Consider the following 13,329-nt stretch of genomic DNA (forward strand, 5'->3'; position numbering starts at 1 on the left):
CTGGTCGAGCGGAACGTCGTCCTGCGGGAGGGCGCCCGCCGCGGGATCACGGTCCCTTTCGCCGCCCTCGAGGAAGAGGTGACGAGGTACCGGGCCGACTTCCCCGAGGGGGGGCTGGAAAAGGCGCTGGTCCAGGTGGGAATGAGCGCGCAGGAATGGCGGGAGCGGGTGCGGGGCTCGCTCCTCTACCGGAGATCGGCCGACGCCATCGCCTCGTCCCTGGTTTCCGTGACGCCGGAGGAGGTGGCGGAGGCGTACCGGAAGGAAGCGAGGCCCGCGGGACGGCCGGAAAGGATCCGGCTGCGGCAGTTCCTCTTCGAGTCCGAATCGATCGCCGAATCGGCCCGGGAAGGGCTCCGGGAGCGCTTCCGCGGCGGAGGGGATTCCGGCGCGGGAGGGGTGGACCTCGGCTTCTTCTCGAAGGAGGAGCTCCCGGGAGAGCTCCCGCCCGGGCTGTTCGGGATGGAAGTGGGGGAGGTGAGCGGGCCGGTCGTCCTCGATTGTTCGGTGAGCCTCTTCCGGGTCGAGGCGAGGGAGGCCGCCGGGGCGCACACGGCGGAAAGCGAAGAGGAGCGGATCCGGGAGTCGCTCCTGGCCGCGCGGCGGGAGGAGGCGTTCCGCCGGTGGCTCTCCCGGGCCGCGATGAACGCCTCCGTCCGGGTCCATGCGGAGCTGTTGAAGAAACTGTACGAGGAGAAGCGGTGAAGGCGAAGAGGAGGTTATTGTCGGCGGGGATCGCGGCCGCGATGCTGTTGTGCGGCGCACCGGCATATCCCCGCATCATCGACGGCGTCGTCGCCCTGGTGAACGACGAGCCGATCACCTTTTCCGAGGTGCGGGAGGAAGTGGCCGGCGGGCTGGGAGTGCCGTTGGGCGACGCGGACGCCTATCTGCGCGAGGAGCGCGACACCGCCGCGGTGCTGCGGTGGATCAACGCCCTGGTCGAGGCGGCCCTGGTGCGGAAGGAGCTGGCGAAGAAGGGGAGCGCGGTCGCGGACGCGGAGGTCGACAAGGCGATCGGATCGGTCCGGAAGGCCAACAACGTGGACGAGGCGCAGTTCATCGAGATCCTTGCGCGGGAAGGGCTCACCCCCGCCGCGTACAGGAACCGGATCCGCTGGCAGCTGGAGCGCGGGGCGATCGTCAGGGCGCTGAAGCACAGGGAAGTCACAGTGACCGAGGACGAGGTCCGGGCGTATTACCGGGAGAACGCGGAGCGGTTCGCCCGGGGCGGCCAGGTCCGGCTGGAGACGATGCTCTTCCCCATCCCCGAGGGGGAATCGGCGGAGGAAGCCGTCGTCCGCGCACGGTTCGCGGCGCAGCAGGCGCTGGCCTCCCTCCCGCCGGGGCGGCCGCTCGCGGACGGCATCGGCGTCGCCCGCGCCGCGTTTCCGGCGGTCGAGCTGTTCGCAGGCGATTTCCTCCCGGAGGAGGACCTGCTCCCCGAGATGCGCCGGGAGATCGCCCGGCTGCGCTCCGGGGAGCGTTCCGGGCCGTTCCCCGGCGAGCACGGGGTGTACATCGTCCGGGTCGTAGAGCGGCGGGGAGGGACGCCGAGGGAGTTCCGGGAGGTGATGGACATCCTCGCGGAGGAAATGACGGACCGCCGCAGCGAGAAGGCGTACGCCGACATCATCGAGGAGCTCAAGCGGTCGGCGTCCATCGACGTCCGGCTCTGACGCCGGGCGGGTCGCCATGCTTCCGAGAATCGCCATCACGATGGGGGACCCGGCGGGGATCGGTCCCGAGATCGTCGCCGCGGCCCACGCGCAGGGAGAGATCTTCTCCCGCTGCCGCCCGGTCGTGTACGGCGATCCCGCGATCCTTCGGCGCGCGATATCCGTAACGGGAGTTTCCCTTTCGGTCGCGGGAGAGGAGGAACCGGGCCCCGGCCGGATCGCCGTGGCCGCCCGCTCCGCCCTCGTCCCGGAGGAGGTCCCCTTCGGGCGACCGTCCCTTCCCGGCTCCCTCGCCATGGCGGAGTACATCCGCTCCGCGACGTGGGACGTCCTGTCGGGGAAAGCCGCGGCGGTCGTCACCTGCCCCGTGACGAAGGAGGGGCTGAAGGCCGCCGGCGTCCCCTTCCCCGGGCACACGGAGTTCCTGGCGCATCTCTGCGGCGGCGCGGAGGTGGTGATGATGCTGGCAGGCGACCGCCTCCGGGTGGCCCTCGTCACGATCCACGTTTCGCTGCGCCGCGCCCTCGAGATGCTTTCCCCCGCCCTCGTCGAAAAGACGCTGCGGATCACCGACGCCTTCTTCCGGAATCGCATGGGGATCCCGTCTCCACGGATCGCCGTCGCGGCCGTCAACCCCCACGCGGGGGAGGGGGGCATGTTCGGGGACGAGGAGACCCGGCTGGTGGCGCCCGCGATCGACGCCTGCCGCGCGGCGGGGATCGACGCCTCCGGCCCGTACCCGCCGGACACCGTCTTCTACAGGGCATACCGCGGCGCGTTCGACGTGGTCGTCGCCATGACGCACGACCACGGGCTGATCCCGCTGAAGATGGTCCATTTCGAGGACGGGGTGAACGTGACGATGGGGCTCCCGATCGTGCGCACCTCCGTGGACCACGGCACGGCGTACGACATCGCCGGGAAGGGCACGGCGAGCCCGGCGAGCCTGCTGGCCGCCGTGCGGATGGCGGCGGGGATGGCGCGGTAGCCGTGGCGCTCGACCGGATCGTCGTGCGCGGCGCGCGCGAGCACAACCTCAAGAACATCGACGTGGAGATCCCGCGCGACCGCCTCGTGGTCGTCACCGGCGTCTCGGGCTCCGGGAAGTCGTCGCTGGCCTTCGACACGATCTACGCGGAGGGGCAGCGCCGCTACGTCGAGTCGCTCTCCGCCTATGCGCGGCAGTTCCTCGAGCAGATGGAGAAGCCCGACGTCGACGTGATCGAGGGGCTCTCTCCGGCCATCTCGATCGAACAGAAATCGGTGAGCAAAAATCCCCGCTCCACCGTCGGCACGGTCACCGAGATCTACGACTACCTGCGTCTCCTCTTCGCCTCGGTCGGCGTCGTCCACTGCCCTTCCTGCGGGAAGGAGATCCGCCAGCAGACGGTGACCCAGATCGTGGACGCCGTCATGGGGCTGGGAGAAGGGACCCGGGTCCAGCTCCTTTCCCCCGTCGTCCGCGGGCGGAAGGGGGAATACCGGAAGGAGCTGGCGAAGCTGGCCCGCGACGGCTACTCGCGCGTGCTGGTCGACGGGGAGATGCGCGATCCCGCGGAGCCGATCGAGCTCGACAGGAAGCGCAAGCACGACATCGACGTGGTGGTCGACCGCCTGAAGGTCTCGGAGGGGGCGCGGGGGCGGCTGGCCGATTCGACCGCCCTTTGCCTCAAGCTCTCCGACGGGCTGGTCCGGGTCGTGGACGAGCAGGGGAAGGGGACGCTCTTCAGCGAGAAGTTCGCCTGTCCCGACTGCAACGTGAGCCTCCCGGAGGTCGCACCGCGGCTGTTCTCCTTCAACAGCCCCCACGGGGCGTGCCCGCAGTGCGACGGGCTGGGGACGACGATCTACTTCGACCCGGAGCTGGTGGTGCCGGACGCGGGCCGGTCGATCCGGCAGGGGGCGATCGCCCCCTGGAGCCGCCGCACGCAGATCTTCTACCACCAGGCGCTCGCCTCGCTGGCGCGGCAGTACGGCTTCCCGCTGGACGTTCCGTTCGGGAAGCTTCCGGAGCGCGTCCGCCACATCGTCCTCTACGGGACTTCGGGGGAGCCGGTCCGCTTCGTCCTCGAGGAGGGGGAGCGGCGGTACGCCTACACCAAGCCGTTCGAAGGGGTGATGAACAACCTGGAGCGCCGCTTCCGGGAGACCGATTCGGAGGACGTCCGCGAGGAGCTCTCCCGGTACATGAACAATCGGCCGTGCCGGGAATGCGGCGGGGCGCGCCTGAAAAAGGAGGCGCTGTGCGTCCGCGTGGGCGGGAAGGGGATCGACGCGGTGACCGCCTTGTCGGTGCGGGAGGCGCTCGAGTTCTTCACGTCCCTTCCGCTGTCCCCGCGGGACGAGAAGATCGCCTCGCGGATCCTCAAGGAGATCCGCGCGCGGCTGTCCTTCCTCGCGAACGTGGGGCTGGATTACCTGAACCTGTCCCGGACCTCGTCAACCCTTTCGGGGGGGGAGGGGCAGCGGATCCGGCTGGCCACCCAGATCGGCGCGTCGCTGATGGGGGTCCTCTACATCCTCGACGAGCCGTCCATCGGGCTGCACCAGCGGGACAACCGGCGGCTCCTCGCCACCCTCACGCAGCTCCGGGACCTTGGGAACACCGTGCTGGTGGTCGAGCACGACGAGGAGACGATCCGGACCGCGGACCACGTGATCGACATGGGGCCGGGGGCGGGGGAGCACGGCGGATACGTGGTGGCGGCCGGCCCGCCGGAGGCGATCGTGCGCTGCGAGGCGTCGCTCACCGGCCAGTATCTCGCGGGGAGGAAGAAGATCCCGGTCCCTCCCCGGCGCCGCCGCTCCAACGGGAACGTCCTCCGGATCGCCGGGTGCCGCGCCAACAACCTGAAGGACATCGACGTGACGATCCCGCTGGGGGTCATCACGTGCGTCACGGGCGTTTCGGGCTCGGGGAAGTCGAGCCTGATCCTCGACACGCTCCACCGGGCGCTGGCCCAGAAGCTGACGGGCGCCCGGGAGCGTCCCGGGGAATATCGCGAGCTCGAGGGGCTGGAGGGCGTGGACAAGGTGATCCACATCGACCAGTCGCCCATCGGCCGGACGCCCCGCTCCAACCCCGCGACCTACTCCGGCGTGTTCACGCCGATCCGGGACCTGTTCGCCATGCTCCCCGAGAGCAAGGCGCGCGGCTATCGCCCCGGCCGCTACTCTTTCAACGTGAAGGGGGGGCGGTGCGAGGCGTGCGAGGGCGACGGCATCCTGAAGATCGAGATGCACTTCATGCCCGACGTGTACGTGACCTGCGAGGAGTGCCGGGGAAGGCGGTACAACCGGGAGACGCTGGAGATCGCCTACAAGGGGAGGAACATCGCCGACGTCCTCGAGATGACCGTCGACCAGGCGCTGGAGTTCCTGTCGCCCATACCCCCGATCCGCCACAAGCTGGAGACGCTGGCGCGCGTGGGGCTGGGGTACATCCGGCTGGGGCAGTCCGCCACCACCCTGTCGGGCGGGGAAGCGCAGCGGGTGAAGCTGGCCCGCGAGCTCTCGCGGCGGGCGACGGGGAAGACGGTCTACCTCCTCGACGAGCCCACGACGGGGCTCCATTTCGACGACATCTCGAAGCTGCTCTCCGTCCTGCACCTCTTTGCGGACTCCGGGAACACCGTCATCATCATCGAGCACAACCTCGACGTCATCAAGTCGGCCGACCACATCGTCGACCTCGGCCCGGAAGGGGGGGACGGGGGCGGCGAGCTGGTGGCGTGCGGCACGCCCGAAGAGGTGGCGCGCGATCCCCGTTCCTTCACGGGGCAGTTCCTGCGGCGGGTCCTGCCGGCGGCGGGGGGTTGACGACCCGCAGGAAACGGTCCGCATTCATTCGGAGAGGAGGGCGCACGGATGCTTGAAACCGCGCTGTTGTTCCTTTCGGGGCTGGGGATAGGGACGGTAGGGACGCTGATCGGGGCCGGCGGCGGCTGGATGATCGTCCCCCTCCTGCTGTTCGGCCTCGGCTTCACGCCGCAGCGGGCGGTGGGCACCTCCCTGGCCGTCGTCTTCCTGAACGCCTTCTCCGGAAGCATCGCCTACATGGTCCAGGGGCGGGTGCTCTACAGGATGGGGCTGCTGTTCGCCGCCGCGACCGTTCCCGGCGCCCTGATCGGGGCCGAGCTTGTCCAGCATCTCGGTTCGCGCTGGTTCATGATGCTCTTCGCGCTCTTCCTTTTTTTCCTTGCCGCTCTCCTGGTCAAGGGCCAGACGATCCTGGGCGGCTCGTATCGGCATCCGGAACCGGAGGAGCTGCGCTCGTGGCGTTCCCGGATCATGTTGACGGGAATGCTGCTCAGCTTCCTCGTCGGGGTGTTGTCGAGCTTCTTCGGGATCGGCGGCGGGATCGTGCACGTGCCTTTCCTCATCGTCATCCTCGGGCTGGCCGTCCACTCGGCCACCGCCACGTCCCACTTCGTCCTTGCGATCACCAGCCTGGTGGGCACGCTGGTCTTCCTGCGCAACGGCCAGGTCGACATCGCCGTCGCCGCCGCGATGGGGGTTGGGGTGCTGCTGGGCGCGCAGGCGGGCGCCCGGCTCTCCACGCGGATGCGCAGCGAGCCCATCCGCCGGATCCTCGCATTCGCGGTGCTGGTGTTCGCCGTCGGAATCATCCTGCGCAACGTGCTCGGGTGAAAGCGCGCTCTCGGGATTCCGTGTTCCGCCCTTTTTGAAAAAAAATGCCCGCGGGTTTCCCCGCGGGCATCGGGATCGGTACGGCCGGCGCTGCCGGCCTATCGGTTTTTCGGGTTCCTCGGATCTCCCTTGTAGCCCAGCGCCTTCCAGTCCATCCGCCCCTTCTCTCCGTGGCAGTCGGCGCACTTGAGCGCCTTGTCCTTCGGGTTCACCATGTGGTTCACGGGCCAGACCATGGAAGTCTCCACGAATCCGTACTTGCCGCTGTAGGGCTGGCCGGCCGCCTTCATGCCGGCGGCGATGGCCAGGTTCCAGTCGTACTTCACCCAGTAGGCGTCGCTGCCCGGGGGGCCGAAGACGTTCACGTAGGCGATCGTGTTATTCCCGCTGTCGTACGCCTGTTTTCCGCGCATGACCTTGAAGGGATAGATCTTCGCGGCAGGATCCTTCCGGTCTCCCCGGGCGGCGGAGAGCGCCACGGTTTTGGAAGGATCGATCCTGTCGCCCGCGAGGTACCGGTCGATCGTCCCGTTGTACCAGAAGTAGGAAGGGACCACGTCCTTTTCCCACTTGAAGTCGCCCTTCATCCTGTCGTAGAGCTTCTCTCCGTACTTGTCCTTCGGCACGTCCTCGGGCTTCACGTCCCTGCCCGCCGTGGACCAGTCCCACCAGACCTTGGTCGGCCGGTCCTTGGCGAAGGTGGAGATGTGGCAGGTCTGGCAGGCCACCCTGGCGGCGTGACGGTTCAGGGCCGCGTTTTTATGCGCGTCGGCCTTGTGGCAGTCGGTGCATCCCATCGCCCGGGGGCCGGAGCCGACGGAGACGGAGACCGCCTGCCCCTTCATCGTGTGGTTGTCGGACTTGTGGCATTCCTGGCAGGCCATCTTCTTCGGCCCGCCCATGTGGACGTCGATGTCCGCGGTCGGGTTCGTCATGGAGCTGTCCAGGTCGCCGTGCTTGACGTGGTCGCCCCCGCCCCCGTAGAAGTGGCAGGAGCCGCAGGTCGCCCGCGACGGGGCGCCGACGGACTGCGCCGCCTTCACGAGATCGACCGGCTTCCACGGTTTCCCCTTGGGGAACTCCTTCGTCTCCCCCTCGTAGACCGGGTGCCCGGCCCCGGCAGGGAATTTTTTATACGTCCCGGTCGTGTCGTGGCAAACGAGGCAGTCCACGTTCTCGGCCTTCGTGAAGTCGAAGGAGGCGTCCTTCCACCCGTATCCGGCGTGGCAGCTCGTGCAGCGGGGCCAATTGGAGGGAAGGGCGATGCAGAAGTTGTTCAGGGCGTTCGCCTTGCCCAGCTCCACCTTCTTCCCGTCCAGTTCCTGCGCGCGGGACCAGGTCCAGTGGACGGTCTTCATGAAGTCCTTCGTTTCCTTCTCGTGGCACTCGATGCACTTCTTCGTGACTTCCGGGCCGTTCCGGAACGGGCCGTTCCCCACGTAATCCGCATGGGTTGCGGCGGCCGCGGCCGAGGCCAGCGCGATGCCGGCCGAAAGGACCGCCGATACGATCCATCGACGATGCGATTTCATGTCTACCACTCCTCCTTCTGTTTTTCCGCCATCTTGTCGAAATAGATCGCGGCGCTCGTGAGCCGTTTCCGTTCCTTGTCGGTATACCCGAGCGACCGGAAATCCAGCACGCCGTTGCGGGCATGGCAGTTGGCGCAGGTCAGCGCGTGTTCCCGGGTAACGAGATGGTTGCTGCCGAAATACACGGTCTGCCATCCGGGCGCCGGATCGTACCCGCGGATCCCGAGGGTCCTCGCGGCCGAGGCGACGCCCGCCAGCGTGTCTCCCGTGGCCATGGGCGGAGCGAAATCCATCGAGAGGAGCCGCCCGGTCTTCCGGTCGAAATAGGCCTTTCCCTCGAAGATCTTGAACGGGTAAATCCTGCTCTTCCCGTCCTTCTGTTCCCCTTTCGGGCCGATGAAGCCGGGCGTGTTCCGGACATTGCCGTTGTACCAGGCGTACACCGGCGCCGTTTCGTTGGCCTCCCTGTGGAGCGTCGTGGGCTCGAAAAAGCCGTCGGAGCCCTGGGTCCAGCGCGTGAAGTCCTTGGCGAACGCCCCGCCCGTCCTCGGGATGTGGCAGGTCTGGCAGGCGATCCGCGCCGTGTGCCGGTTCAGATCCTCGTCCTTGTGCGCCTTCCCGTCGTGGCAGTCCGCGCAGGAGATCCGCACGCCGTCGTTGGCCCAGTTGTTCGGATCGAAACCGGTCGGGATCCGATGGTTCTTCGCGGCGTGGCAGTCCACGCACACCATTCCCTTCTTCGCGTGGACGTCGGTCTCCCCGGTGAAGGAGAAGCCCCGCTTGACCAGGACCCCCCCTCCGGCCGACTCGTGGCACACCATGCAGTTCTTGACTCCGGGCTTTCCCACGGCCATCGCCGCCTTCGCGGACCGGTCCTGTCCCAGGACGATCCGGCCCGCATCGTCCTTGAACGGCTTGCGCAGTCTGTAGTCGTATTGGGACGAGTGGCAGACGAGACAGTCGATCGCGTTCTCCGCCTCCTTTCCCGCGCTTCCCACGTCGCTGACGTGGTTTCCCGGGTGGCAGCTGTTGCACCCGGTGAATTTCGTCTTTCCCGTTTTCGGGCTCGGGGGGATCTCCTTCAGGTCGTTCACGATGTCGTTTCCGTTGCACATCGTATAGATGCGGTTCTTCATCCCGTATTCCTTCCCGGGTTCCAGCCCCTCGACGTTGGGCGCGGGGGACGCGTGCTTCCAGTGCACGGTGGAAAGGAATTCCTTCGCCCTTCCGGGATGGCAGCCCTGCGCCTCGCACGTCGAGGGGCCCTGGTAGCCGTTCCGCTCGATGTACGCCTTGCCGGGATGCTCCTTCGCCTGCGCGGCGTGCGCGGCGGCCAGCGTCAGCGCCAGGACGATCAGGTACCGTTTCAAGTTCCTTCCCTCCCCCGGTCAGCAGCCGGCCGTCTTCCGGAAATATCTGCTGACGTTCTTTCCGTCCTTCACCTCGTACTTCAGCCGGATCTCGTCTCCCGGATTGATCCGGTGGTCCTTGAACTTGTCCAGCGTCAGGTCGTCGTTGACGATCACCGTCACCGGTTCGCCGGTCTTGTTGTCCTTGAGCGTCACCGTGGCGGTCTTGGCGTCCGCCCCGGCGATGTCGATCTTCGTGATGACGCCCACCATCTTGATCTCGTCCGCCGAGGCGGGGACGGGGGCGCAGAGCGCCGCCGCGAGGACGGCGAACAGCAGGGATACGGCCGTAAAGCGTCGCATGGGGTTCTCCTTCGGGGATTCCGTTCGGGGTTGCGTTCCTAGAACTTCACTTCGAGCGTCGCGTAAAGGTCCGTCGCCCGGCTCAGCGGGGTGAGCATCTGCGCGTTCAGGGGGCTGGCCGTAAGCTCCGAGATCTTCACTGGGGCGCCGACCCAGTTGTTGGTGCCGGTGTACTCGAAGTCGTAATACTGGAACCCCACGCGGAAGAACGTCTTCGAAACGTACGAGGAGATCGGCGCAGCGTTGAATTCCTGGATCGCGTACAGCTCGTAGACGTTCCCGCGGGTGCCGAGCTTGCTCGTCCAGATGTCGTCGCCGGCCGGAACGAAGGTGATCCAGTTCTTCGAGCCTCGGTTGAACTCCGCGCCGATCTTGGTGCGGGTCGCGGTGATGTCGTAGCGGGCCCCGAGGTAGATCGCGTTGCCCGTCTTCGACTCGACGACGCCCGAGTGAAGGAGCCCGGCGCCGGTGTCGACTCCCCCGAACACCACCGTGTTCGCGTTCGGGTGCGTCTTGGAAACGGCGGCGCTGGCGAACAGGTTGAGCGTTCCGGGGCCGGTCTTCTTCAGGGTGCTGAGCGCGGTCACGCCGAGCCAGTCGATGTCGCCGAGATCGGCCGCCGGGCGGAGAGGCCCGAGGGTGGATTCGGCGAACACGGGGAAGTCGAAGATGTTCATTCCCCGGTTGTACTGGACGTCCAGGAACAGGGGGTCCGTGTCGTAGGGGACGACGGAGATCCCGATCATGTCGGTGTCCCGGAGGTTGGTGTTCGCCGAAGACGATGTCGTAAAGCCGTTCTCGAACCCGCGGCCGTAGCACAGCTTCGCGTAGGCGCCCGGGAGCGCCTCGATGTCCGGCGCGTATCCGAGCGTCATGCCGTCGAAGGCGTAGTCCACGAGCAGGGCGGGAATGCCGCTGACGCCGGGCCTCTCGTCGTTCTGGCGCAGGTGGGAGGGGATCCCGTTGGTCGAGGGGCGGCGCCCCACGGAGAACCAGATCGGCTGGTCGAGGATGTTCGACCAGGTGGCGAACACCTGGTCCACCGTGAGCTTGCCGTCGCCGGGAACGTGCCCCTGCGTCCCGTCGAATACCCCGATGCGGTCGGCGAAGAACGTCCCCGACGTTGCGGTGGAGTCGCCGTTGCCGAACGTCTTGTACATGAGCAGCCGGGCGGTCACCGTGACGTCCCTGGCGGCCCTTGCCTTGAGGTTCAGGCCGAACCGGTTGGTGTAGAGGACGTCGTTCTCCACGGTTGCCGCCTGCCTCATCGGCGGCGGCCCGACCTGGCCGCCGAGTTGCCAGGCAAGGATGTCCGCGAAAGCGAAATGGCTGGGAACCTTGGCGGAGAGGGAGTCCACCCGGAACCGGTAGTCGCCGCCGATCGTCAGCCAGTCGGAGATCCGCTTTTTGCCTTCTTTCTGCGACTGCACCTGCTGCTGGAGGGCCTTCACCTCTTTCGACAACGCTTCCACTTTCTGCTGGAGTCCTTCGTCGGCGCCGAAGGACGCCGCCGGCAGCGCCAGCGCCGCCGACAAAATCGTCGTTAATAGTATCGAACCTTTCCTGCTCATGCACGTGCTCCTTTCGGGGCTGCAATTGGGCTGAAACATTCGGCCAAGACGTTGCGAATGCCGTGCCATGCGGGAAGCTACGCCGAAGTCGCCGAAAACAATGATGATTTTGGAATAGCGCCGGGCCCCGTCCAATCCGCAGGAATGTTTCGCGCGTTTCACCGGATCGGCGCTTCTATGGCTCTGTCGCGAAACGGCGAAAATACGCCTGTCGTTGCCGCGTATTGCGGAGGGAAACCCGGAAATGTTTCATGATGGAACAACGTTGCGTCGAAGAAACATTTATGAAACGTTTTCGGAGGATCCGTGCCATAATCCAATGATGGATTCGTTCGATACCCTGCTTCTCGGCTCGCTGTCCGACGGCGTTGTCGCCCTCTCTCCGGACGGGACCATCCGGTACGCCAACCGTTCGTTCCTGGAGCGCTGGGGCTACCGGCTCGAGGAGATCGTCGGGAAACGGTGCAGCGACATCGTCCGGGAGTCGATCTGCGACGCCGGCTGCCCCTTTGCGGAGGTCCTCGCCACGGGGAAACCCGTGGACCGGTTCGACGTGGAGATCCGGGGGAGGGATGGGGAGGAAATGAGCGCCTGCATCAACTTCACCCCCCTCAAGGACGAATCGGGACGGGTCATCGCGGTGGCCGAGGTGATCCGGGACATCACCAAGCTCAAGGAGCTCAAGGACAACCTGAAGAAGGCGAGCTCCATGTACCAGATGGAGCGGATCAAGACCCGGACGATCCTCGACAACATCCCCGCCGGCGTCTATACGGTGAACCCGGAGATGGAGCTGCTTTCCGTCAATCCGGCGCTCGAACGGATCACGGGGTACCGCGCGGAGGAGGTGATCGGCCGGAAGTGCGCGGAGGTCTTCCGTTCCGATTTCTGCGACGCCGGCTGCCCCCTGAAGCGGTCGATGCGCACCGGCGAGACGCTCCGCGGCGTCGAGCTGAGCCTCCGGGCCAAAGACGGATCCGTCGTCCCCATCTCCGCGAGCACGGCGGCATTGCGGGAGGAGGACGGGACGGCGATCGGCGGCATCTGCTCCTTCCGGGACCTTCGGGAGCTGAACATGCTCCGGATCCCCCACGGCCATGCGCGGGATTTCCAGGGGATGGTGAGCAAGAACCCGCGGATCCACGAGGTGTTCGACCTGGTCGAGACGGTCGCCGAGTCCGACGCCAACGTTCTGATCGAAGGGGAGAGCGGCACGGGCAAGGAGCTCGTGGCCCGGGCGATCCACCGGCTGAGCGCGCGGAAGGAGAAGCCGTTCCTCGGGGTGAACTGCGCCTCCCTGAACGAGAACCTGATGGAGAGCGAGCTGTTCGGCCACGTCCGGGGCGCCTTCACGGGAGCGGTGAAGGACCGCATGGGACGGTTCGAGATGGCGGAGGGCGGGACGCTGTTCCTCGACGAGGTCGCCGAGATCGGCATGCATCTCCAGGCGAAACTGCTGCGGGTCCTGCAGGAGAAGGAGTACCAGCGGGTCGGGGAAACGCAGGGGAGGAGGGCCGACGTCAGGATCATCTCCGCCACCAACCGCCGGCTGAAGGAGCTGCTCGACCGGGGGACGTTCCGGGACGACCTGTATTACCGGTTGAACGTCGTCTCCCTCGTCCTGCCGCCGCTGCGGGAGCGGAAGGAGGACATACCGATCCTCGTGGAGCATTTCCTGTCCCGCACCCGGGAGCGGTGCGGCGGCGCCGCCCGGAGCTTCTCTCCCCTCGCGATGCAGGCGCTCCTCGAGTACGGGTGGCCGGGCAACGTGCGGGAGCTGGAAAACGCCGTGGAACGCGCCCGCATCTGCTCCCGCGGCGAGGTCATCGAGGAGTCCGCCCTCCCGGCGGAGATCCGCCGGCGGGGCGTGCCGGCGGGGCGGGGCGCCGGCGCGCCCGTGGACCGCAAGGCGGGATCGGAAGCGGACCGCCTGAGGGAGGCGCTGGCATCCTGCGGAGGGAATCGGAAGGAGGCGGCGGCCCGGCTGGGCGTGAGCCGGGTCACTCTGTGGAGATGGATGAAGCGTTCGGAGGGTCCGGCGGGATCCAGCGCTTGAGGACTCCCTGGAGCTCCTGCAGGGTGAACGGCTTGCTCAGGTAATCGTCCATCCCCTCGGCCAGGCAACGGTCGCTCGCGCCGGACATCGCGTTCGCGGTCAGCGCGACGATGGGCACGCGGAAGGTCT

At 67.1% G+C, this 13,329-nt stretch carries 11 protein-coding genes; 6 read left to right on the forward strand and 5 right to left on the reverse strand.

Annotation, left to right across the window (positions count from 1 at the left end; translation table 11 throughout):
- From AB1346_02450 to AB1346_02470, 5 genes are all read left to right on the forward strand, one after another.
- On the forward strand, positions 1–705 hold a 705-nt coding region (locus AB1346_02450; protein MEW6719291.1), incomplete at its 5' end, for a peptidylprolyl isomerase.
- On the forward strand, positions 702–1,679 hold the full coding sequence (locus tag AB1346_02455) for a peptidylprolyl isomerase (protein MEW6719292.1): 978 nt from the start codon (positions 702–704) through the stop codon (positions 1,677–1,679). The genes AB1346_02450 and AB1346_02455, both read left to right, overlap by 4 nt.
- 16 nt (positions 1,680–1,695) lie before the next feature.
- On the forward strand, positions 1,696–2,667 hold the full coding sequence (gene pdxA, locus AB1346_02460) for a 4-hydroxythreonine-4-phosphate dehydrogenase PdxA (GenBank protein MEW6719293.1): 972 nt from the start codon (positions 1,696–1,698) through the stop codon (positions 2,665–2,667).
- A gap of 2 nt (positions 2,668–2,669) precedes the next feature.
- On the forward strand, positions 2,670–5,498 hold the full coding sequence (gene uvrA / locus AB1346_02465; GenBank protein ID MEW6719294.1) for an excinuclease ABC subunit UvrA: 2,829 nt from the start codon (positions 2,670–2,672) through the stop codon (positions 5,496–5,498).
- 48 nt (positions 5,499–5,546) lie between these two features.
- Entirely contained in the window at positions 5,547–6,329 is a 783-nt protein-coding gene (locus AB1346_02470) for a sulfite exporter TauE/SafE family protein (GenBank protein ID MEW6719295.1), read from the forward strand.
- A gap of 98 nt (positions 6,330–6,427) precedes the next feature.
- Here the strand turns inward: AB1346_02470 and AB1346_02475 are convergent, their stop codons facing one another.
- The 4 genes from AB1346_02475 to AB1346_02490 are packed head-to-tail and all read right to left on the reverse strand — an operon-like array spanning position 6,428 to position 11,144.
- Positions 6,428–7,861, reverse strand: coding sequence for a tetrathionate reductase family octaheme c-type cytochrome (locus tag AB1346_02475; GenBank protein ID MEW6719296.1), 1,434 nt, complete (start codon positions 7,859–7,861; stop codon positions 6,428–6,430).
- Positions 7,862–7,863: 2 nt separating this feature from the next.
- A complete protein-coding gene (locus tag AB1346_02480) occupies positions 7,864–9,231 on the reverse strand; it encodes a cytochrome c3 family protein (protein ID MEW6719297.1) in 1,368 nt (455 codons plus the stop codon).
- An 18-nt stretch (positions 9,232–9,249) separates the two neighbouring features.
- Positions 9,250–9,573: a hypothetical protein gene (locus AB1346_02485; protein ID MEW6719298.1), complete on the reverse strand. Its 324-nt coding sequence runs from the start codon at positions 9,571–9,573 to the stop codon at positions 9,250–9,252.
- Between the two features lie 38 nt (positions 9,574–9,611).
- On the reverse strand, positions 9,612–11,144 hold the full coding sequence (locus tag AB1346_02490) for a DUF3373 domain-containing protein (GenBank protein MEW6719299.1): 1,533 nt from the start codon (positions 11,142–11,144) through the stop codon (positions 9,612–9,614).
- A gap of 319 nt (positions 11,145–11,463) precedes the next feature.
- On the opposite strand from AB1346_02490, the gene AB1346_02495 reads away from it, so the two are divergent.
- Entirely contained in the window at positions 11,464–13,200 is a 1,737-nt protein-coding gene (locus tag AB1346_02495; GenBank protein MEW6719300.1) for a sigma 54-interacting transcriptional regulator, read from the forward strand.
- Here AB1346_02495 and AB1346_02500 read toward each other — a convergent pair.
- Positions 13,145–13,329: hypothetical protein (locus AB1346_02500; protein MEW6719301.1), on the reverse strand; the 185-nt coding region annotated here is incomplete at its 5' end. The two genes, AB1346_02495 and AB1346_02500, sit on opposite strands and share 56 nt — an antisense overlap.

The sequence above is a fragment of the Thermodesulfobacteriota bacterium genome (assembly GCA_040758155.1).
GTDB lineage: Bacteria > Desulfobacterota > Deferrimicrobia > Deferrimicrobiales > Deferrimicrobiaceae > UBA2219.

What these genes read in the sequence shown, in the direction of transcription:
- AB1346_02470 (MEW6719295.1), top strand. Translation starts at nt 5,547, where the DNA reads ATGCTTGAAACCGCGCTGTTGTTCCTTTCGGGGCTGGGGATAGGGACG.
- AB1346_02490 (MEW6719299.1), bottom strand. Translation starts at nt 11,144, where the DNA reads ATGAGCAGGAAAGGTTCGATACTATTAACGACGATTTTGTCGGCGGCG.
- AB1346_02475 (MEW6719296.1), bottom strand. Translation starts at nt 7,861, where the DNA reads ATGAAATCGCATCGTCGATGGATCGTATCGGCGGTCCTTTCGGCCGGC.
- AB1346_02495 (MEW6719300.1), top strand. Translation starts at nt 11,464, where the DNA reads ATGATGGATTCGTTCGATACCCTGCTTCTCGGCTCGCTGTCCGACGGC.
- AB1346_02485 (MEW6719298.1), bottom strand. Translation starts at nt 9,573, where the DNA reads ATGCGACGCTTTACGGCCGTATCCCTGCTGTTCGCCGTCCTCGCGGCG.
- pdxA (MEW6719293.1), top strand. Translation starts at nt 1,696, where the DNA reads ATGCTTCCGAGAATCGCCATCACGATGGGGGACCCGGCGGGGATCGGT.